A 22846-nucleotide genomic window follows, 5' to 3' on the forward strand; every position below is an offset into this window, starting at 1 on the left:
ATGTCAGTTGTGAAAAACTTTAAACATACAGATAAAATTATTATACAAATTACAGATACGCATCTAATGGATCGTGCTGAGACTGAATTTGTAAATATGAATCCTGAACAAAGCTTTCATGCTGTTATTGATGATCTATTGGCTGAATACCCACATATTGATGCCATTGTACATACAGGTGATTTAGCCCAAGTGGCAAAACCTGAAACCTATGCACGCTATGTAAAGTACATGCAAAATCTTGGAATCCCCTTTTTTCAAATTCCCGGAAACCATGACAAAGCCGAAATTTTCCCTTTTCATGTACCTCAACCAGTACCTGCCGTCCTCGATTTCGATGAGTGGTGCATTATTTTATTAAATAGTGCAGTTAAAGGTAAAGTAGATGGTTGGATTCAACCCGAGCAATTACAGCACTTAGAATTACTTTTACAACAACACGAAAATAAGCACGTTATTTTGGCATGCCATCATCATCCTTTTGACATGAAGTCACAGTGGATTGATCAACATAAATTAAAAAACACACCTGCATTAACGGATCTTTTGGCAAAGTTTACACATATCAAAGCCGTTATTTGTGGACATGTACATCAAGATTCGTTACATATATGGAATAATATACATTTTTTATCTACACCTTCAACCTGCGTACAATTCAAACCTTTAAGTCAAGATTTTGCTTTAGATGAAGTTGCACCTGGTTACCGTTGTTTACATTTAAAATCAGATGGAGAGTTTGCAAGTCAAATTCATCGTTTAACCAATTTCGAACAAAAGATAAATAAAGAAATTTCAGGTTATTAGCTTTTCATTTTAGTTTTTTTGCATTAAGTTATTCGTCCAGTAGGATGAGTGCAAGTTCAGATCAATCGATTCATGACTTTCATCTTTGGTAAAAAATCTATATGATGACGACCCCCGATGGCAACATTCTATCGGAAGCGATAAAAACACTTGCATATCACCATATTTTTTGCGTATAGAATACGTATATGATGAGGAATGCCCTATATGGCGAATGAGAACCAAAATCAAGTCTTAGAAGATAACACTGAGCTTCTAGATGGCGACAAGGCTAAACGTACGCGTAAAGCTAAGCCAAAAGCATCTGAAAGCGGTTCTACCGCGAGTCTATTCGGGATCGCGCCTTATCAGCCGAAAAAAAATGAAGAATACATGTCTGAGGGGCAACTTGAGCATTTCCGTCAAATCTTATTGGCGTGGAAAGCTGAGTTAATGTCTGAAGTAGATCGTACCTTAAATACGATGCAAGATGAGTCTTCTGCACTTCCTGATGTCAATGACCGTGCGACTCAAGAAGAAGAGTTTGCAATTGAATTACGTACGCGTGACCGTGAACGTAAATTAATTCGTAAAATTGAGCAATCGATTGAAGCAATTAAAAACGATGACTACGGTTTCTGTGAAACCTGTGGTATCGAAATTGGCTTACGTCGTTTAGAAGCACGCCCAACAGCAACATTATGTATTGATTGCAAAACTTTGGCTGAAATCAAAGAGAAGCAAAATAACGGTTAATTGTGACTGTCGAAGATTATCTAGCCAAGCCTAGCTTGGCTCTTACGCAGCGGCGAAACGATGTTTCGCTGACTCGTTACTCAGGTCGGTTTGCGCCATCGCCAACCGGTCCTTTACATTTCGGCTCTTTAATTACAGCCGTAGCAAGCTATTGTGATGCAAAGTCACAAGGTGGCTCTTGGATTGTCCGTATTGAAGATACAGATATCCCCCGGATCTACAAAGGCAGTGAAGAACATATTCTCAAATGTTTGGATGTCTTTGAATTTCAATCTGATACCCCTATCATCTTCCAAAAAGATCGTTTAGAAATTTACGAAGCGGTTATTGATCAACTCAAGCAAAAACAACAGATCTACGCCTGCCAATGTCGACGTAAAATGTTAGGTTCTAATCACATTTATACAGGAACATGCCGAAGTTTAGCTTTACCCTTCGAGAATCAAGCCCTTCGTATCAAAGTATCGGATCAAAACATTTGTTTTAAAGATCGCTTACAAGGTCAGCATTGTTCAAATCTACAACATGACTTAGGTGATTTTGTGCTTAAACGTCGTGATGGCATTATCAATTATCAATTAGCGGTCGTTGTCGATGATTATCTACAAGGTATTACCCATGTGGTTCGTGGCGCTGATCTTTTAGACAATACAGAACGTCAAATTTACTTAGCCGAAGTTCTAAATTATCCACAATTGCAATATATGCATTTACCCCTTGTCATGAATGATCGTGGTCAGAAACTCTCTAAACAAACGCATGCTCATGCACTTGATCCAAATAAAGCACCTGAACTTTTACAACAAGCCATTCATGTTTTAGGTCAAGCACCTGTAGAGATAGACCAACCACATCGCATGTTAGCCCAAGCCGTTACTCAATGGGATATTCAACGTATTCCTAAAGGAACTGAAATTTCTGGGATTTATCAATGAATAAAATTGCTCCATAAAAAAGCCATTGATCACTCAATGGCTTTTTCGTTTTAAAATTTCAGAGCGATAATCTTTATTTTAGAAACTTGATTCTTCACGGGTAGGATTTGCCTGTCGTGTTGTTGAATCAATTTTAAGAATCAAACTGATCATCACCGCACACATAATGAGTGATGAACCACCATAACTAATAAATGGTAAAGTCAAACCTTTGGTCGGTAACATACCCATATTCATACCCGCGTTGACCAATATCTGTAATAAGAAAATGATACTGATACCGTAAGCCAAATAACCTGCACGTAAATATTGATGTTTTAAAGCACGATGACCAATTTTAATACAACACACCAACATCGCAAATGAAAGCGTGAGTACCGTTGCAATTCCAAAGAAGCCAAACTCCTCACCTAAAATTGCCAACATAAAGTCAGTATGTGCCTCAGGTAAATACGACATTTTTTGGATACTGTGACCCAATCCAACACCGATCCATTCACCACGACCAAAAGCCATTAAAGCATTAGACAACTGATAGCCTGTACCCAAAGGGTCTGCCCAAGGATTGGAAAATGACATTAAACGTTCATAACGATAGGGTTCAAATACAATAAGGAAAACAAAGGCAGTCAAAATTGCGCCAAAAGCGATACCAAACTGAATCAATGGTGCACCAGCAAGGAAGAAAACACCGAGCATCATTACTGCAATCACCACGGTTGCCCCTAAGTCAGGCTCCGCAATAATTAAACCCACCGTAATCAGCATGACTGCACCCAAACGGATTAAGCCTTTAATGTTATTTCGGACTTCTTCCGCACGACGCACCACATAATCAGCGGTAAAGATCGCCATCATCACCTTAGCAACTTCAGTCGCCTGTAAGGTAAACCCACCAATACGAATCCAACGGGTTGAACCATTCACTTCTGTCCCGACCACCAAAACCACGACCAATAAAAAAATGGTCAATAGCCAAAATGGAAAGGTATTTTTAAACCAAACATTCAATGAAATTTTATAAACACACAAAGCAGCAATTGAAGCAACGACAATTGAAATTGCATGACGAATGACGTAGTGAAAAGGTGCTTCATGCATGCGCTCGGCATACGGCATAGAAGCTGATGCCACCATGACCGAGCCAATACACAGCAATGCAATTACACAAAATATTAATACATTTCGTGGCGTAATCTCGGCAGGTACTTTCGGTAACCAGCGGTCATACACCTGATTAATTTTACTTATGGTTGTCTGAGCTAACCCAGCCATATTCTATTCCTTATGATTCTTCTTAATTCAATTCGTTAACGTATTCAACAAAACGATGCCCACGTTGTGGATAGCCTGTGAACATATCAAAACTTGCACATGCTGGCGACAATAACACCACATCATTTTCATGCGTATGCTTTTGACATAATTCTACAGCTTGCTTTAAAGATTCAGCATGTAATAGTGTAGTTGTACCTTGTAGTGCTGTTTCGATAATAGGTTGGTCTTCACCAATTAAGACGGCTACTTTTACATATTTTTGTAGTGAATTACGTAAAGCGGTAAAATCTTGCCCTTTGCCTTGCCCACCTAAAATAATCGCAACTTTTGCATGCTGTGGTTCAATCGCTGCACCGAGCCCATCTATTGCGGCCAATGTTGCACCAATATTGGTTCCTTTAGAATCATTATAGTAACGAACACCATGCACTTCTTTTACAAATTCACAACGATGCTCTAAGCCTTTAAAATCTTTCAACGTATTTAACATTGAATCTAACGGTAAACCAATCGCCTCACCGAGAGCCAAACACGCCAAAGCATTGGCAACATTATGCGTACCTTGAATGTAAATATCTGAGCTTTTGATTAAACGCTCACGACCACGCGAAAGCCACATTGTGCCATCATCTTCTCTTAAAAGACCATATTGATTTAAGTCAGGTGCATTTAAGCCAAAACTTTGCATCGGCGTTGCATCAGGCACCAATGGACGTGTCAAAGAATCATCACGGTTATGCACGACTTTTTTCACGCCTTGGAAAATGCGATGTTTTGCCGTGTGATAGGCAAACATATCGCCATGGCGATCTAAATGATCTTCACTTAAATTTAAAACTACAGCAACATCTGCATTTAAATTTGAAGTAGTTTCTAACTGAAAGCTCGATAATTCAAGAATATAAAGTTCAGGATCATCTTTGGTTAAATCTAAAGCTGGACGACCGAGATTCCCACCGACTGCCACCTTTTTACCTGCATCTTTCGCCATTAAACCAATCAACGTGGTTACTGTACTTTTGGCATTTGAACCTGTAATCGCAACAATTGCTTTATCAGTTGCACGGCGCAAAATCTGAATTTCGCTAACCACAGGAATGCCTTGAGCAATCGCTGCTAGAATTTCTGGAATTTTTGGATCAAGCCCTGGGCTAATAATAATTTCTTCAGCTTGCAGTAATAATTCTTGATCTAACTGACCAAAACTGGTTTTAACAGTTGCTGGAATTTGGTCATGCCCTGGTGGTACTTCACGCGAGTCTGTCACAGCAACTTGGTAGCCTTTTTCATGCAAGAAATTTACCGCAGAAACACCTGAAACTCCAAGCCCTGCAACAACCTTTAAACCACCACGTTGTATTAACATTTTGCCCACCAGCATTTGATTTTTTAAAACTTGCAAAATGTTAGCACTTTGCTGTTTTGAATGCTTTTTCTGTTTTCACTTTCTCTATGATTTTTTGTGTCAGTGCGTAAAAAAACCGTCATAAATGACGGTTTTTTTAGTTTATAGCAAGTTAGAAGATTTTTACTTCCACTTTACTGCCTGTATTTCAGTTTTTTTGTTAGATTCAGCATCATTACTACTACAACCACAACCGCCACCACAGCCTGCTACCATTGCAGGTTTAAGCCAAGTTGCTAAACCATTCCAACCTTTTGCCTGACATAACTGAGACAGCTTTAAAAAAACTTTAAATGCAGATTTCGGAAATACTTTTTTAAATACAACCAAAGCACTCCAAGCAACCAAAATAGCAACAATCAATACTTCAATCATCTCAATCTCCTTCAGTTATTAACCCACTTTTATAAGCCAAAATAACCTGATGCAATTTGATACGTTAGGAATGACATGAGGTAAGCCAAACCAAATAAATAAGCCGTCATACCCAAAACAGTTTTCATCGAACCTGTTTCACGTTTCACAGTCGCTAAGGTTGCCAAACAATGTGGAGCATAAATAAACCAAACCAACAATGATAAGCCTGTCGCCAATGACCACTTTAAATCACCAGTTGTGATTAATGCTTCTAAACCTTTAGATACTGCATCTTCATCCGTGGTCGATAAAGCATAAACCACACCCAATGATGCAACGAGCACTTCACGTGCTGCCATTGCAGGAATCAAGGCAATACAGATTTGCCAGTTAAATCCGAGTGGTGCAAAAATCGGTTGCATCAGATGCCCAAGCATACCCGCTAATGAATAATCAATTGCTGGAAGCATTGCACCTTCAGGTGGTTGTGGGAATGTGCATAAAAACCAAAGTAAAATTGAAAGCGCGAAGATGATGCCACCCACACGTTTCAAAAAGATTTTGGCACGATCTAATAGACCAATCCAAATACTTTTGATATCTGGAATACGATAACTCGGCAATTCCATCAATAAAGCATGTTGTGACTTATCTTTTTGAAAAAATTTCAGAACAAATGCAACCGCCAAAGCACTGACAATCCCTGACATATACAAGCCAAAGAGCACTAAACCTTGTAAGTTTAAAAAACCCCAAACCGTTTGAGCTGGGATAAAAGCAGCAATTAGTAACGCATAAACTGGAAGTCGTGCTGAGCACGTCATTAACGGTGCAACAAAGATAGTTACCAATCGATCACGTGGATCTTGAATACTACGAGTTGCCATAATTCCAGGAACAGCACAGGCAAAACTAGACAGTAAAGGAATAAAAGCACGACCACTTAAGCCGGCTTTAAACATCAACTTATCCAATAAGAATGCCGCGCGAGGTAAATAACCTGATTCTTCTAATACTAAAATAAAGAAGAATAGAATTAAAATTTGTGGCAAGAATACAACCACGCCTCCCGCACCCGCAATAATTCCATCAACCACAAGACTGTGTAGCAAAGGTTGAGTAATCAACCCACCGATCTGCTCACCCAACCATGCAAAGCAATCTTCGATGCGAGTCATGATCGGTTCAGCCCAAGAGAATACGGCCTGAAATACCACAAACATCATTACAGCTAAGCTAAGCAAACCAAATACTGGATGTAAGAAAATCTTATCTAAAAAATCAGTACGCTTATCTTCATGGTCAACAAACTGCACCACATCTTTTAGAAGTTGATCAATTTTTTCATGATTGCTGCCCGAAAGCTTCACATCACTCAATTCTGTTTCAGGAGTATGGAATTTCTCTCGATCCAATGCACCCATCAGATTGATAATACCAGAGTCACGGACTGCAACAGTTTCAACGACAGGAACGCCTAAGCGCTGCACCAATTTTTGCGTGTTGATTTGCATACCACGACGGCGTGCTTCATCCATCATGTTCAGTACAAGTAAAATGGGTTTACCCAATTCAATCACTTCAAGCACTAAACCAAGGTGTAACTGCAAATTCGTTGCATCAACCACACATAAAAATGCGTCTTGTTGCTCTTCACCTGCAACTTTACCTTGTACCACATCGCGCGTAATCGCTTCATCTGGACTGGTTGCATTTAAGCTATATGTACCCGGTAAATCCAGTACACGAACCGCGCGCCCTGAAGGCAAAGTGAACGTTCCTGTTTTACGTTCAACTGTCACACCTGCATAGTTTGCAACTTTTTGGCGTGTACCTGTTAAATGATTGAATAATGAAGTTTTACCACAGTTAGGATTACCCACTAAAGCAATACGTAAAGCCTCGCTCATGCGGTAACTCCTTTCACTTCTAAATTATTTTCAACACTTATTTCAATTTTTCCAGCTTCAACTTTACGTAAAGCAAAGCGAGTGAAACCAATTTGAATAAGAATAGGGTCACCGCCAAATATACCTTTGGTAATGACTTGAACACTTGCTCCAGGAATAAAACCTAATGTTTCCAAGCGACTAGCAACAAGGTCGGGATGACTCGAATCATCATCTAATGCCCGATTAACCTTAGTGATAATGGCCGTCTGCTTCACTTTCAATTCTGACAAACGCACTGCAACTGACCCTAATAAAGATGCATAAATTTAGTTGATTATACATACAAATGAGAATAATTACTAAGTAAGGTTTGATTCCAATTCTCATTCAGTAACGCTCATTCGACTTTAAAGCTGTTTTAGTCTACATTTCAACTATAAAATGATATGACATTTGAAAACTTAACTCATGCTCAACAAAAAACCACGCATTCCTACAGCAGTGACCATTCCTGAACAGTTGAGCTTTCTACAAGGTTACCGTGATTATTTAATCGCACAAACGGTTAGTCCACATACACGTAATGCCTATCTATCTGATTTAATTCAAGCCAGTGAATGTGTTCAACATCATTTACCGCAATGGACGCATGATGATATTTCAGATGTTTTAATTGCTTTGACCAAACAAGGTAAAAGCCCGCGCTCTATTGCGCGTACTTTGTCGGCTTTACGTTCTTTTTTTAAGTTTTTACGTGAACAAAAAATTCGTTTAGATAATCCGATTGCTTCGCACAAAACGCCAAAATTAGGCAGAGCCTTACCCAAAGATTTATCTGAAGAAGATGTCGAAGCACTCATTCACGCACCCGATATTAATACAGCATTAGGTTTACGAGATCGTGCCATGCTTGAAGTGCTCTATGCATGTGGCTTACGAGTCTCTGAATTGACTAACTTACGTATTGATTTAATTAATTTAAAACAAGGCTATTTACGCGTTCTTGGTAAAGGCAATAAAGAACGTCTAGTACCATTGGGTGAAGTTGCATGTGAATGGGTAGAAAAATATTTATCAGAAGCACGCGCTCAACTCTATAAATCAGCCACTGACTACTTATTTTTAACTCAGCACGGCGGAATCATGAGTCGTCAGAATTTTTGGTATGCGATTAAACGTTATGCTTTACAAGCAGGTGTACAAATGGAGCTTTCTCCACATACCTTACGCCACGCTTTTGCAACACATCTGCTGAATCATGGTGCCGATTTACGTGTCGTACAAATGCTACTCGGACATAGTGACTTATCCACCACACAGATTTATACCCATGTCGCACAAGTCCGTATGCAACAATTACATGCGCAACATCATCCACGTGCATAAAACACGTTCAACTTAATTTTTTAAATATTCAAGTTCACTACACTTTCACACAAAACTTTCGAGTGTTATTTAAGGAAAAATCCAAAGAGTATGTTCATCTTTATGCAAGATGTTTAAAGACTGAGATCTATCCACAATATTATTTATATCGCCAATTTACATCCCTTAATCATGTTTTAACGAATGAGCTGATTTTTTTTGTTATGCTTATCCACTCAAAATAAAGCTGAAAAACATAAAGAGTTGTTTATGCAATTGAACCGTTCAAAATTGATGATTGCTTGTATGCTTGCGAGTGCAACAGCACTCAGTGCTTGTTCTAAATCTGATGGTGCTAAAAAAGATGATACTTTGACAGCAACAGCGCCTGCCACAGGTGAAGCTTCGAATCTAACTGAGCGTAATGCGAAACAAAGACTCATTGACACGTTACAAAAGAATTTTAAAACTGCGAATATCAATGCCAAAATTCTTGATGTCAAAGCCACTGAAGTCCCAAGTTTATATTGGGTGAGCATGGAAGGTATGAGTTCAGTCTATGCAACTAGCGATGGTAAATACATTATTCAAGGTGATGTAATCCGTTTAGGTGATAAAAAACTCAGCAGTATTAGTGATAAACTGCAAGCTGTAGAGAATAAAAAGCATCTTGCTGCGTTAAAAGTAGAAGACTTATTGGTTTATCCAACCAAGGGCAAAGCCAAGCATGTCGTTTACATCTTCACAGATGCAAGTTGCCCGTATTGCCATAAATTGCATGAGCACATTCCTGAGATTACAGCAAAAGGAATTGAAGTTCGCTATATCGCTTGGCCACGTGGTGAGCAATTTATGCCTGCCATGGAAAGTGTTTGGTGTAGTGCAGACCGTCAAGCTGCCTTTACTCAAGCTGTTGCGGGTGCGCACCTTCCACCTGCAACATGTAAAAATCCTGTGAAAGATCAATACCAATTAGGCTTAAATATGGGTGTGAATGGCACTCCTGCAATCTACAATGCAGATGGTGAATATCTGGGTGGTTACATGACTGCTGATGACTTAGATAAGCGCTTAAATAACTAATATTTATTAGTTATTTAACTATTATTTATCGATTTTTAATAAACAAATATAAAGATGCGCTAGACCCTAGAGTCTGGCGCATTTTTTAGCTATGATCTATCTTTAATATAATTTATATATTTTTTTGGAGTGTGACGTGAAACCAGTTCGTCTGGCTATACTCGGTCTAGGTACCGTTGGTGGTGGAGCCCTTAAACTATTACAAGAAAACGCTGCTGAAATTAGACGTCGCACCGGTCGTGAAATTCAAATTACCCATGTAGGTACACGCCGTCCTCGCCCAGATTTAAATTTACCAGAAAGTGTTAAACAAAGTGCAAACCTTATGGACATCGTGCGTCAGCCCGATGTCGATGTTGTGGTTGAAGTGATGGGTGGTATTCATCCTGCTTATGAAATCATCATGGAAGCGATGAAACATGGCAAACACATTGTCACTGCAAATAAAGCACTACTTGCTGAACATGGCAATGAATTGTTTAAAGCCGCGGATGAGCATCATGTGCAAATTGCATTTGAAGCAGCTGTTGCTGGTGGTATTCCCATTATTAAAGTGATTCGTGAAGGTTTGGCTGCCAATAAAATTGATTGGCTTGCTGGGATCATCAATGGTACAGGTAACTTCATTCTCACTGAAATGAGTGAAAAAGGTCGTGCCTTTGCAGATGTATTACAAGAAGCACAAGAATTAGGTTATGCAGAAGCAGATCCGACTTTTGATGTGGAAGGTATTGATGCTGCACATAAACTCACGATTCTTGCATCATGTGCATTTGGTATTCCTTTACAGTTTGACAAGGTGTATACCGAAGGTATTACCAAAGTGACAGCTCAAGATGTTAAATATGCTGAAGAGCTTGGCTATCGCATTAAACATTTAGGTATTGCACGTCGTTTAGACAAGGGCATTGAACTGCGTGTTCATCCAACATTGATTCCTGAAGAAGAATTGATTGCCAATGTAAATGGCGTAAAAAATGCCGTACTGGTACAAGCCAATGCGGTTGGTCCAACACTGTATTACGGTGCGGGTGCAGGTGCAGGACCTACGGCTTCTGCTGTCGTTGCAGACGTGATCGATATTGTTCGTGACATCATTTATACCGAAGATGGTGCAGGCACGATTCCACAACTTGCCTTTGAAGCATTGTCTGATCTCAATATTTTAAGTAGCGATGAAATGACCACAGGTTATTACTTGCGTTTGAATGCTGAAGATAAAATGGGCGTACTTGCAGATGTAACGACCATTTTAAGTCGTGCAGGTATTAGTATTGATGCCATCATGCAACAACCGCGCTTAAAAGATTTGATTCCAATTGTGATTTTAACTGATCCAATCGTGGAATCTAAAATGAATGCAGCGATTACTCAGATTCAAGCTTTGCCTGTGATTCATGGCGAAATCGTACGAATTCGTTTAGAATTGCTTGATAACTAATCGGGTTTTAAATCTCTCTGAACCTTGCTTTGTATAAGGAAGATAGCGATGAATTTGAAATATATCGAATTTATACATCTTCCTTGTCCATTGAAAAATCGGATAGAGAGATAAAAAGAACACCAAAATTTGCTCTACATACAATTGGAATACCATCATGTCTCATGCTAATCGCTATACAGGACTTGTTGATCGCTATCGTGACCGCTTGCCAGTATCACCAACAACTCGTGCAATTTCACTCAATGAAGGGAACACCCCTCTCATTAAGCTTGAAAACATTCCGCGTATTCTTGGTAAAGACGTTGAAATTTATGTGAAGTATGAGGGTTTAAACCCGACTGGTTCATTTAAAGACCGTGGTATGACCATGGCTGTCACAAAAGCGGTTGAAGAAGGCTCTAAAGCCATTATCTGTGCATCTACAGGGAATACTTCTGCTGCTGCTGCCGCATATGCTGCTCGTGCAGGCATTAAAGCATTTGTTTTAATTCCTGAAGGCAAAATTGCAATGGGTAAAATGGCTCAAGCAATGATGTACGGCGCAATCACCATGCAGATTCGTGGTAATTTCGATGACGGTATGCGTTTGGTTAAAGAAGTGGCTGATCAAGCACCTGTGACGATTGTGAACTCAATCAACCCTTACCGCCTACAAGGTCAAAAAACAATTGCATATGAAATTGTGGATGCTTTAGGTCGTGCACCTGATTATCACTGCTTACCTGTGGGTAATGCGGGTAATATCACAGCACATTGGATGGGTTATACCGAAGCATTGACTGAATCTTTTGAATATCCAAGAGATCAAGTAATTTATGATGCTGAAGCGGATGCTTTCACTGGTGCTAAACCAGCGGGTCGTCCAATAATGGTTGGCTATCAAGCGTCTGGTGCTGCACCATTCCTTCGTGGCGGCCCTATTTCTGACCCTGAAACGGTTGCAACAGCAATTCGTATTGGTAACCCACAAAGCTTCAATCATGCAAAAGCCGTAGTTAAAGAATCAGAAGGTTGGTTCGATGAATTAACTGATGCTGAAATTTTAGATGCGCAACGTATGCTTTCTATGTATGAAGGTGTATTTGTTGAACCTGCATCTGCTGCTTCTATTGGCGGTGCAATGCGTGATATTAAAGCTGGTAAAATTGCTGAAGGTTCAGTGATTGTTTGTACTGTAACAGGCAACGGTCTTAAAGATCCTGATACTGCAATCAAGCAATGTGAAGATGCCGTTATGCTTTCAATTGATGCAACCATGAACCAAGTAAAAGAATCTATTCTTTCAAATATGTAAAACTGAATATGAGTAAAAAACCTGCCCAGTGCAGGTTTTTTTATTCGATGAATAGACTGTTATATAAAATTTTCATGCACAAAATCTATAATCGCTGTTCATAAAAAAACTCCTCAATAGGAGCTTTTTCAAATCAATTTAAGCGAATCAAAAATTAAATACGTTTTGGTAAATTACTCACCCAATTCAGCAAGTTTGTTGCATCATTGGTACGTGCTTGAGAAGTACTTGCACCCAGTAAAACAACCACTGCTGGACGATTATTTACTGTTGTGTGCATCACAACGCAACGCCCTGCTTCATTAATATAACCAGTTTTTGAAATATTAATATTCCAGCCACCATTACGAACAAGCGCATTGGTGTTGTTAGACTTCAATACACGATAGCCCAAATTGAAATCGTAATGCGCTGTGGTGGAGAATTGACGGATCAAACCATACTGAGATGCCGCACTCACCAAAATGCCTAAATCACGCGCTGAAGAGACGTTATGCGGATCTAAACCTGTTGATTCTGCATAATGGGTTGAGTTCATGCCCAATTGACGTGCTTTAGAATTCATTGCTGCAATAAATGCAGGACGGCCACCTGGATAGGTTCGTGCTAAAGCAGCCGCAGCAGGATTTTCAGACTTCATCAATGCAACCAACAACATCTCTGCACGATTCATCGTATCGCCCGCTTTTAAGGTCGAGCTTGAATTTTTACCACCTGCGCCTGCAAAATCAATCTGTTGCAAAGTAATGTCTTCAGACATATTTAAACGTGCATCAGCAGTCACCACAGCCGTCATCAATTTTGTGATTGATGCAATTGGCATTGCTGTATTGGTATTTTTACTAAACAAGACTTCGCCTGTTTTCGCATCCATGACCAAAGCAGCACGTGCATTTACAGAAGGTTGGTTACTATAACTACTAGTATCAAAAATTTGTACCGTCTTCGGTGCAGAGCTAACAGAAACACTGTTCAACTGACGCAGTGTTGTTGTTACTGTTGCTGAACCTTGTGGTGAAGGCTCTAGATTACTAATATTACTATTTGCAGTACTGGTTGTTGCCGTTACATCACTGTTGAGCAGTTGGTTCGCATCATCAGCAGACCAATTGATTGAAGCTTGACCACTATTCCCCGAGGAATTAATCACAAGATCTGCAAAACTTGTTGAACTCAAACTGAGTAGTACGGATAAACTCAGTATATGCTTTAGCATTTTTTTAGATTTTTTCACGATAACCTACTCATCTTAGGGGGTATTTAGCAATCTTGCTTCTTACCTCAAATATGACTTACATTTACACGATGACGCGGATAATATGAACTCACGAGATTGTGCATAACGATTTCTAATAAAAGATTAGGATAGCATTGCTAATTTTGTTATGACATTGCAAGTGAATTTTGCGTTATGTAACAAAAAACATGATATTTAATATACAAAGGAGGTGCAATGTGATTACAGTTTTAGTTGTTGATGACCACGAATTAGTGCGCACTGGTATTTGTCGTATGCTTGAAGATCAGATGGATATCCAAGTGATTGGACAAGCTGAATCGGGTGAAGAAGCGATTGCTTTGGTACGTCAGCATCATCCCAATATCGTTTTATTAGATGTAAATATGCCTGGTATAGGTGGAGTAGAAACAACACGACGTTTATTACAAACGGCGCCTGAAACCAAAGTACTTGCTGTGAGTGGCTTGGCTGAAGAGCCCTACCCTTCACTGTTATTGAAAGCAGGTGCAAGAGGTTATATCACCAAAGGTGCACCCATTACAGAAATGGTTCGTGCCATTAAAAAAGTCATGCAAGGTGGAAAATATTTTAGTGCTGATATTGCAGAACAATTGGCAAGCTCATATTTATCTGACACACAAACCTCACCCTTCGATGCACTCTCTGAACGTGAAATGCAAGTTGCTATGATGGTGGTGAATTGTATTAGCGCCCAAGAAATATCAGATAAGCTTTTTGTCAGTGTTAAAACCGTCAATACTTATCGATATCGAATATTTGAAAAACTCAATCTCGACAGTGATGTTAAATTAACGCATTTAGCGATTCGCTATGGGTTAATTAAGCCTTAAAAACTGTCACGTAAAAAAGAATCACAAGAGTACACTTATGTCGCCTACGGTATCTGTTCCTATTTATCAAACGATCTACCGCTTAGGCACATTGTATTCCGCATACCGTTTAATTATTGCCTTTTGTTTAACCTTGATTTTTGTCGTTACACTGGAACATCAAACGGCGCATTATCAATATCCTAGCTTATATTTTTACGCACTGATTATTTATACCACGCTTAGTGCGCTACAGATGTTTGTACTCAAGCTCTATCCACATGCAATTTCTCGGCAATTTATTGCGGTTTTTTGTATTGATGTCATCTTTTTAAGTGCACTCACCTTTGCATTAGGTGGTCCTAATCTTGCCATTGGGCTCTTATTTGTCATTACTGTTTTTGCTGCAAATTTTCTACTGACCAAAAATAAAGCGCTTTTGATTACCTTAGCTGCGGTAATTTCCGTAGTGTACCAGCAATTTTTTGGTAGTTTTTTTGATTCATCCAATCTCAACAATATTGGTAATAGTGCCTTACTCGCTTTTCTTTTCTTTATTGTTTACGGCATCGGGCAAATTGCCATTCGTCGCTTCCAAGTTCTAGAATCGTTAAATACGCATCAATCGATTGAGTTATTTAAATTACAAAATATTAATCGCTATATCCTAGAGCAAATTGAAGTCGGTTATCTGGTCTTAGATGAGCAATGCAAAATTGTAGTGAGCAACCCTGCTGCATGCGCTTTATTGGGCATCTCACCGCTGTATGCGCACGAACAATACCACCTTGCGACATTTCAACCTGACTTGTTTGAGATGATTAAAACAGCTTCTCTGAGAGATGGTGAGCGTTTTCAATTTGAATCACAACAGACCACCTATAGCGTAGATATTCGTGTTCAAAAGTTAATTGTTCCACAACAAGCTTTAACCTTATTGGTTTTAGAAGATGCACAAAAAATCAATCAAAAAGTTCAACAACTCAAACTCGCTGCATTGGGACAACTCTCTGCCAGTATTGCACATGAAATTCGTAATCCTTTGGCAGCCATTGTACAAGCCAATGAGCTGAATTTAGGCAGTGATGCTGAGCAAAATCAACTACTCACTCAAATGATTTCAAAGCAAGCTCAACGTATTGATAAAATTATTAAAGATACCTTGGATATGGCAAAAAACAAAAAAACATCATTCGCTAAAGTCTACTTAAAACCTTTTATAGATGACCTCATTCAGCATGATTTACAGGATGTACAACAACTCATTCATTTTGAAATTGAAACTTCATTAAATATTTATTTTGATGAATTACAACTTAGACAAGTACTCATCAATTTAATTCGTAATGCCATTCGACATAATGCTGAAGATGCTGAATTTATCCGCTTACATGTTTATCAAAGTAAGCGTGCTACACTCATTGATGTGATTGATTTTGGAGAAGGCATTTCAAAACATGACTTATCGCAACTATTTCAACCATTTTTTAGTACCGAAATCAATGGAACTGGTTTAGGATTATATCTATCACATAGTATTTGTGAAGCTAATCAAGCAAAGCTCATATACGTTGAGCAAAAACAACAAGGGGCATGTTTCAGAATTGAATGCCCACTCATGGATTAGATTTTAAGTAGGTTTTTTGGGGATATGGGTACAAAGCAACCTTTGGTTTTATTAGTCGATGACGAGCATGATTTATGCACGCTCATGCAAATGACTTTAGCGCGAATGGGCATTAAAACTCATATTGCACATCACTTACGCCAAGCCATTCATTTTTTTAGCGAATATAAATACGATGCTTGCATTACGGATTTGAATCTACCCGATGGCAGTGGTTTAGATCTGGTTCGCCATGTCACTCAAAACTACCCGAAGACCCCCATCGCAGTGCTTACTGCTTATGGCAATATGGAAATTGCAATTTCTGCCTTAAAAGCAGGTGCTTTTGATTTTGTGAGTAAACCAATCAATCAAATTCATTTGCATCAATTATTGCAAAAAGCTTTACATGTTCCACCCCTTGACGCTTTAGCCAGTGATCAATTGGAATGTCGAATGCTCATTGGTGATTCAGAACCGATGCAAAAACTTCGTGAATCCATTAAAAAAATTGCTCGATCACAAGCCCCTGTTTTTATTACAGGTGAATCTGGAACAGGTAAAGAAGTCGTTGCCAACTTAATCCATCAACTCAGCAATCGTAATGACTGTCCATTTATTGCCATCAACTGCGGTGCAATTTCAGAAGAATTAATGGAAAGCGAATTGTTTGGACATAAACAAGGCTGCTTTTCAGGTGCGACTCAAGACAAACAAGGCTTAATTCAAGCCGCTGATGGCGGTTGTTTATTTTTAGATGAAATTGCTGAATTATCTTTAGCGATGCAAGCCAAACTCTTACGTGCAGTTCAAGAGAAAAAAATTAGACCTTTGGGCAGTGATAAAGAAATTGAAGTTGATTTTCGTATTATTAGTGCGAGTCATCAAAATCTCGAATATCTGGTACAACAAGGCAAATTCCGCCAAGATTTATTTTTCCGTATCCATGTCATGGATATCCAGTTGCCACCACTCCGACAACGTGGACAAGATATTCTAATTCTCGCAGAGCATTTTATTGCGCAAATTTGTCATGAGTGGAAAATTACGACAAAAAATCTAACCGACAATGCCAAAACATTCTTATTACAACAGTATTTTGCAGGTAATGTTCGAGAGTTACGCAACATCATTGAACGTGCTATTACGTTAAGTGATGAAAGCTATATTGATTTAACCCATCTACAAAGCTCACCGATTCGTGTTATCGCAAAGAATGAGAATGCAGGGCAACATCAACAAAGCATAGATACATCTACAAAAAACACATCATCTTTATACATTGATGAAGCTAAAATTCCTGAAGAAGGTTTAGAACAGTTTTTAGAAAAAGTGGAAAAAGATGTTCTACTCACCGCGCTCAATCAAACGCATTGGAATAGAACGCTTGCCGCAAAAAAACTTGGGATGACCTTTCGCTCTTTGCGTTATCGTTTGAAAAAGTTTGGACTAGATATTGATGATTAAATCAAAGAAAAATAGAATCTAAGAGATGAGTTTGGTTCTATTTTCCATGCTTGAGCAATTGTTCTGCGACATTGTTCAAATAGGTATCTTCCTTCATTTCTAAAGGCCAAGGATAATCTTGATTTGGGCGAATTCCTTGTCCATCAATCATACTGCCATTCGGCGTGAAGTAATGCGAGACAGTCATTTGTAAGGCTGCACCATTTGGTAAAGGAAAAAGCTTCTGTACAACGCCTTTACCATAGCTCTTCTCCCCCATAATCCAAGCCCGTTGATGATCTTTCATAGCCGCAGTAAAAACTTCTGCCGCTGATGCCGAACGACCATTAATAAGAATACCTAATTTAATCGTGGGAAACTCATTACCAGGCAATGCTTGGAATTGTTGATTCCCTTCAGAACGGCTTTGGGTTGAAACAATTGTGCCTTGATTTAAAAATAAATCGGCTGTTTCAACCGCGGAGGACAATAAGCCACCTGGGTTATTTCGAAGATCCACTAAAATTGCTTTGATGCGTTGAGGATTATATTCTTCAATTAGGCGTTTCATTTCATTGGCAGTATCTTGCTGAAAGACTTTAACTTTAAGCACTAAAACCTGATTGTGTAGCATCACAGCTTCTATATCCGCAACATCAACTTTTTTATTTCGAACAACCGTAACTGCTGGACTATTGGCATTCAATTGTAATTGCAGGCTCGAACCAATTGAACCATGAAGTAAGTCATCCACTTGTTCTACATTTAAATTCTTAAGTTCTTGATTGTCTATTTTAAAAATCGTAAAACCATTTTTAAGCCCCAACTTACTTGAGTCAGAGTTTTCTTTTAAATTTTTAATCTGCCATTGCCGAATATGACTATCATAATTCATTTCAAAATCGACTGTCGCCAAATCACCTTCGGTATATTGTAAAAGCTGTTTATAGTCTTCTGCGGAAAGGTAGCGAGAATAATGATCTAAACCACTGACCAATCCTTTAATTGCTTGTAAAAATAAAACATCATCTGGCTTTTCGCTCACATAATTGTCTTTCACCAAACCATAAATTTGCACAAATTGTTCAATCGATTCAATCGGTACTTCTTCAATACTTTCTTCAGGATCATCAAAATCAAGTGCTACAGAAGTTTTACTTTCCGCAGCCCAAACTGAATGACTTCCACTTGCAAGTAAAGCAACAATAAGCGCAACATATTTCCAAGCTTGAGTCATTCATATACCTAATTTTTTAATATTCGTATTATGCTTTGAGTGTGATCAGATTACGCCCTTGCATTTCTTTCGGAACAGGAATCTGCATCAAGGTCAGTAATGTAGGTGCTACATCTGCCAATACACCACCTTCAATAATGGTTGCATCCGTTGGGCCCACATAAATGAATGGTACTAATTCAGTGGTATGTTGTGTATGTACTTGGCCACTCACATAGTCTTGCATTTGTTCCACATTACCATGATCAGCGGTGACAAGCATGTGCCCATGATTCGCCATAACAGCCTCATACAAACGACCTAGACTTGCATCTACAGCTTCTACTGCTTTCACGGCTGCATCAAATACACCTGTATGCCCAACCATATCACCATTGGCATAATTCACGACCAATAAGTCGAACTCACCTGAATTAATCGCAGCAACCAGCTTATCTGTGACTTCATAAGCACTCATTTCAGGCTGAAGATCATAAGTTGCAACATTCGGTGATGGAATTAAAATACGCTTTTCACCTGGATATTCATCTTCTCGACCACCACTAAAGAAGAAGGTAACATGGGCATACTTTTCAGTTTCAGCAATACGCAATTGAGTTTTACCTAAATCTGATAGGTACTCACCAATTGAGTTTTTCAGCGCGTCTGGCATATATGCAACAGCAGCATCAATGGTTGCTTGATAACGCGTTAACATCACAAATTTAGATAAATTTGGAACAACTTTACGCTCAAAACCAGCAAAATCTTTTTCTACAAATGCTTTGGTAATTTCACGTGCACGATCTGCACGAAAATTCATAAATACAATGCTGTCGCCATCTTGAATTTTAGCAATTTCACCAATTCGTGTGGCCTTGACAAACTCATCATTTTCTTTTGCTGCATAAGCTTGTTCTAAGCCTTCGACTGCCGAATCGACAACACGTACGGCTTCACCTTCAGTCAGCAAACGATATGCTTGTTCTACACGATCCCAACGGTTATCACGATCCATTGCAAAATAACGACCAATCATAGTCGCAATACGACCTTGATTTGGATATTGAGCAAATAAAGCATCAAACTTTTCCAATGAGGGTTGTGCACTGCGTGGCGGAGTATCACGACCATCCAAAAATGTATGTAAATAAACTTGAACACCACGTTTTAGCGCAAGTTCACACATTGCCACAATATGGTCTTCATGTGAATGTACGCCACCTTGTGAAAGGAGCCCCATAATATGTACAGCACCTTGTGCAGCTTTGGCTTTCTCAACAGCATCAATCAGTACTTCATGCTCAAAAAAAGCACCTGTACGAATATCTTTGGTAATTCGAGTAAAGTCCTGATACAAAACACGACCTGCACCCAAATTCATATGACCAACTTCTGAATTACCCATCTGACCATCAGGTAAGCCAACATCTTCACCGGAACCAGAGATTAAACTATGTGGATGCTGTTGTTGCATTGCCGTCAAATTTGGCGTTTTTGCTGCTAGAAAAGCATTGTCTTTCACATCTTCACGATGCCCGACTCCATCCATAATTACCAATACGTGAGGGATTTTTCCAGCAGTTGCATCCGTCATAACTTACACTCTTTTTGCTTACAAATTAATCATTACATCTTACCCATTTTCTAGATAAGACACTATCTGAACACGATGGTTTTAAACTATCTTCACCATCTATTTTATAATTTACACCCGAGTTTTTACTCAGGAAAATCTTATCGCGCACGATAAAGTAAGTAACTTCCAGCCACGAACATTGCAATAATGGGGATAAAAACAAACCAAGCAGGTGAAGGTCCGTAGACTAAACTTGCATAACCTAAAAAGTCCTGCAAATAGTAAAAACTGAGACCGACAAATAATGCTATGACCAAACGAAATCCCATGGATTGTTGGCGTAATGGGCCAAAAATAAAGGAACATGCCACCAAAACCAAAGCCAATAGTGCAAATGGTGCACCTACATTTTTCCAAAAGGCCAATTGGTACGTTTTTGAAACTTGGCTGTATTCATTCATATAACGCATAAAGCTTACCAATTGGCTTGGTGCTAAATCTTCAGGGTCAATCGTGACCATATGTACATATTTAGGTTGTAATGCCAATGCTAAATTTTGCTGTGCTGATTTGGTTAATGTTGCACTTCCTTCAGTAAGAATATCCATTTGTGTGGAATTACTTAATGTCCATTTCCCATCTTGAATAAATTGTCCTTGCTCAGCATTCAACAATGATTTCAATCGGTAATCTTGGTCAAAATCCATGATTTGAATTTGTTTTAAGCTACCTTTTGAGTTTGCATAATCAATATAAATAAAACGTTGACCTTCACGCGTCCAATAGCCTTTTACTTCCCCTAAAGCAGCAGCGCCACGGTGCGTTTTCACGCTCTTTGCTTGTTCAGTGCTATAAGGAATCACCCATTCTGTTAAAGCAAAAGAAATAACGACAAGAAGTAATGCAGGTCGCATCACCCACCCCACAATACGCCATAAGCTGACGCCTGCTGCGCGCATAATGATGAGTTCACTATTGGAGGCCAATGCACCCAATCCGAGCACAGCACCAATCAATGCAGCGATGGGCAACATTTGATTGATATAATAAGGCGCACTATACAAGACATATTGTAAAGCCTGCCAAGCGCCATAATCGGGTTTTAAAGAACCCAATTCACCTAAATAGGTAAATAGTATCTGTAAAACAGCCAAAATAAGGGTCGCACCAAGCATCGCAAGTAGCGTTGTTTTGGTCACATGTTTGGCTAAAATTTTACCTGCTAACATTATGATCTCACCCGCTTGATTTGATTTTTGATTTTCGGCGCTAATTTTTGTTTTCTAGAGAACAATGCTGCTACAATTGTATAGAACATCAATACGGCAGGATAAGCCCATATACCAATTTCATCTCTACTGACACGTGTTTTAATTGCCATTAAAGCAACAATTAAACTGGCAAAAATTAGCAGTGCAGGAAAAAGCTTTAAGTAACGTCCTTGACGTGGGGTTACTTCAGAAAGCGCAAGTACCAATGCTAATGCAACAACCACAGAAAATGGTACGAAAATTCTCCAACCCAGTTCACTGGCAATAACAGGGTCTTCACGTGTTTGCCACAACTTAGAAAAAGGCAGGGCTTCAACTTCATCACTTTCAAATTTAGCCTTATCATTACTTTCTAATCGTAATCGATAAGACTGAAATTCAATCTGAGTATATTTTGCAGTATCTGGATAAATCTCATAACGGCGACCTTGCAATAAATCCACAATACTGGCGGTATCATCTGCAATTTCGACACGTGTTGCTTCTTTGGCAAGAATCATCACGTCTGGTTTACCTTCTTTTTCTGCACGTTGGTAAAAAAAGATATCTTTTAAATTCTTACGATCTTCTGACAATGAACCCGCATAGATTGTATAAGAACCTGATGAAATAAACTCTTTAGGTCGAACCAAATCAAAACCGGTACGGATCGCTTGAGTAGAGGTCAGTTGATAATATTGACGTAACCCCCAAGGAGAAATCCAAACCATTAAAGCTGTTTGTACAATTAAATAAACCACAGTCAATGGGATCAATAACCGCGCCAATCGATGTTTACTCACACCGCTACTGTTTAAGACTGCCATTTCATGATCAACATACAAACGACCAAAAACCAACATCAGTCCAATAAAGAATCCCAGTGGAAGAATCAGCGTTAAAAATTCAGGCAAGCGATACCCAATAATACTGAACAAAATACTGACATCTAAGCGCCCTTGCGCAGCAACACCAAAGTACTTGATCAAACGTCCGCCCATCATAATCAGCGTGAGTAGCGTAATCACAACCAGCGAGGTCGATACCACTTGTTTGACGAGATAACGTCTTATAATCAAAGTAA

20 protein-coding genes are annotated in these 22846 nt (G+C 39.1%); 10 read left to right on the plus strand and 10 right to left on the minus strand.

Features of this window, described 5'->3' with window-relative positions:
• The 3 genes from cpdA (at nucleotide 1) to gluQRS (ending at nucleotide 2477) form a co-directional block, all read left to right on the plus strand.
• Complete coding sequence (cpdA, locus tag B9T35_RS14105) at nucleotides 1–807, plus strand: 3',5'-cyclic-AMP phosphodiesterase (RefSeq protein ID WP_086191735.1); 807 nt, start codon at nucleotides 1–3, stop codon at nucleotides 805–807.
• Between the two features lie 207 nt (nucleotides 808–1014).
• Nucleotides 1015–1542: an RNA polymerase-binding protein DksA gene (gene dksA, locus B9T35_RS14110; RefSeq protein ID WP_086191736.1), complete on the plus strand. Its 528-nt coding sequence runs from the start codon at nucleotides 1015–1017 to the stop codon at nucleotides 1540–1542.
• A gap of 2 nt (nucleotides 1543–1544) precedes the next feature.
• On the plus strand, nucleotides 1545–2477 hold the full coding sequence (gene gluQRS / locus B9T35_RS14115) for a tRNA glutamyl-Q(34) synthetase GluQRS (protein WP_086191737.1): 933 nt from the start codon (nucleotides 1545–1547) through the stop codon (nucleotides 2475–2477).
• 78 nt (nucleotides 2478–2555) lie between these two features.
• Here the strand turns inward: gluQRS and ftsW are convergent, their stop codons facing one another.
• The 5 genes from ftsW to B9T35_RS14140 all read right to left on the minus strand — a co-directional run bounded on the left by ftsW (nucleotide 2556) and on the right by B9T35_RS14140 (nucleotide 7705).
• Entirely contained in the window at nucleotides 2556–3752 is a 1197-nt protein-coding gene (ftsW, locus tag B9T35_RS14120) for a putative lipid II flippase FtsW (RefSeq protein WP_086191738.1), read from the minus strand.
• Nucleotides 3753–3774: 22 nt separating this feature from the next.
• Nucleotides 3775–5121, minus strand: a complete 1347-nt coding sequence (murD, locus tag B9T35_RS14125; protein WP_086191739.1) for a UDP-N-acetylmuramoyl-L-alanine--D-glutamate ligase — start codon at nucleotides 5119–5121, stop codon at nucleotides 3775–3777.
• A gap of 162 nt (nucleotides 5122–5283) precedes the next feature.
• On the minus strand, nucleotides 5284–5535 hold the full coding sequence (locus B9T35_RS14130) for a DUF6587 family protein (protein ID WP_086191740.1): 252 nt from the start codon (nucleotides 5533–5535) through the stop codon (nucleotides 5284–5286).
• Between the two features lie 29 nt (nucleotides 5536–5564).
• Nucleotides 5565–7427 (minus strand): ferrous iron transporter B, encoded by a 1863-nt coding sequence (feoB, locus tag B9T35_RS14135; RefSeq protein WP_086191741.1) that lies wholly within the window; start codon nucleotides 7425–7427, stop codon nucleotides 5565–5567.
• The gene (locus B9T35_RS14140) at nucleotides 7424–7705 is read right to left on the minus strand and encodes a FeoA family protein (RefSeq protein WP_086191742.1); all 282 of its coding nucleotides are present in this window, start codon (nucleotides 7703–7705) and stop codon (nucleotides 7424–7426) included. The genes feoB and B9T35_RS14140 overlap by 4 nt, the downstream gene beginning before the upstream one ends.
• A gap of 172 nt (nucleotides 7706–7877) precedes the next feature.
• On the opposite strand from B9T35_RS14140, the gene xerD reads away from it, so the two are divergent.
• The 4 genes from xerD to thrC all read left to right on the plus strand — a co-directional run bounded on the left by xerD (nucleotide 7878) and on the right by thrC (nucleotide 12595).
• Nucleotides 7878–8795 carry a site-specific tyrosine recombinase XerD gene (gene xerD / locus B9T35_RS14145; RefSeq protein WP_086191743.1) on the plus strand — a complete coding sequence of 306 codons (918 nt, stop codon included), beginning with the start codon at nucleotides 7878–7880 and terminating at the stop codon, nucleotides 8793–8795.
• A 249-nt stretch (nucleotides 8796–9044) separates the two neighbouring features.
• Entirely contained in the window at nucleotides 9045–9857 is an 813-nt protein-coding gene (locus B9T35_RS14150; protein WP_086191744.1) for a DsbC family protein, read from the plus strand.
• Between the two features lie 136 nt (nucleotides 9858–9993).
• Complete coding sequence (locus tag B9T35_RS14155; protein WP_086191745.1) at nucleotides 9994–11298, plus strand: homoserine dehydrogenase; 1305 nt, start codon at nucleotides 9994–9996, stop codon at nucleotides 11296–11298.
• Between the two features lie 157 nt (nucleotides 11299–11455).
• On the plus strand, nucleotides 11456–12595 hold the full coding sequence (thrC, locus tag B9T35_RS14160) for a threonine synthase (RefSeq protein WP_086191746.1): 1140 nt from the start codon (nucleotides 11456–11458) through the stop codon (nucleotides 12593–12595).
• Between the two features lie 154 nt (nucleotides 12596–12749).
• Here the strand turns inward: thrC and pbpG are convergent, their stop codons facing one another.
• Nucleotides 12750–13829 (minus strand): D-alanyl-D-alanine endopeptidase PBP7/8, encoded by a 1080-nt coding sequence (gene pbpG / locus B9T35_RS14165; RefSeq protein ID WP_086191747.1) that lies wholly within the window; start codon nucleotides 13827–13829, stop codon nucleotides 12750–12752.
• A gap of 221 nt (nucleotides 13830–14050) precedes the next feature.
• Here pbpG and B9T35_RS14170 point away from each other — a divergent pair, with 221 nt between their 5' ends.
• From B9T35_RS14170 to B9T35_RS14180, 3 genes are read left to right on the plus strand one after another with little or no spacing between them, the layout of a single operon-like run.
• The gene (locus B9T35_RS14170; RefSeq protein WP_086191748.1) at nucleotides 14051–14686 is read left to right on the plus strand and encodes a response regulator; all 636 of its coding nucleotides are present in this window, start codon (nucleotides 14051–14053) and stop codon (nucleotides 14684–14686) included.
• A 37-nt stretch (nucleotides 14687–14723) separates the two neighbouring features.
• A complete protein-coding gene (locus B9T35_RS14175) occupies nucleotides 14724–16292 on the plus strand; it encodes a sensor histidine kinase (protein WP_086191749.1) in 1569 nt (522 codons plus the stop codon).
• Between the two features lie 24 nt (nucleotides 16293–16316).
• Entirely contained in the window at nucleotides 16317–17738 is a 1422-nt protein-coding gene (locus B9T35_RS14180; RefSeq protein WP_086191750.1) for a sigma-54-dependent transcriptional regulator, read from the plus strand.
• 37 nt (nucleotides 17739–17775) lie between these two features.
• On the opposite strand, the gene B9T35_RS14185 is transcribed toward B9T35_RS14180, so the two are convergent.
• The 4 genes from B9T35_RS14185 to lptF all read right to left on the minus strand — a co-directional run bounded on the left by B9T35_RS14185 (nucleotide 17776) and on the right by lptF (nucleotide 22841).
• Complete coding sequence (locus B9T35_RS14185; protein ID WP_086191751.1) at nucleotides 17776–18954, minus strand: S41 family peptidase; 1179 nt, start codon at nucleotides 18952–18954, stop codon at nucleotides 17776–17778.
• 28 nt (nucleotides 18955–18982) lie between these two features.
• The gene (gene gpmI, locus B9T35_RS14190) at nucleotides 18983–20530 is read right to left on the minus strand and encodes a 2,3-bisphosphoglycerate-independent phosphoglycerate mutase (RefSeq protein ID WP_086191752.1); all 1548 of its coding nucleotides are present in this window, start codon (nucleotides 20528–20530) and stop codon (nucleotides 18983–18985) included.
• Nucleotides 20531–20670: 140 nt separating this feature from the next.
• Nucleotides 20671–21741 (minus strand): LPS export ABC transporter permease LptG, encoded by a 1071-nt coding sequence (lptG, locus tag B9T35_RS14195; RefSeq protein WP_086191753.1) that lies wholly within the window; start codon nucleotides 21739–21741, stop codon nucleotides 20671–20673.
• Nucleotides 21741–22841 (minus strand): LPS export ABC transporter permease LptF, encoded by a 1101-nt coding sequence (gene lptF, locus B9T35_RS14200; RefSeq protein ID WP_086191754.1) that lies wholly within the window; start codon nucleotides 22839–22841, stop codon nucleotides 21741–21743. Before lptF ends, lptG begins: the two co-directional genes overlap by 1 nt.
• Nucleotides 22842–22846: the final 5 nt, after the last annotated feature.

The organism is Acinetobacter sp. ANC 3832 (genome assembly GCF_002135415.1).
GTDB lineage: Bacteria > Pseudomonadota > Gammaproteobacteria > Pseudomonadales > Moraxellaceae > Acinetobacter.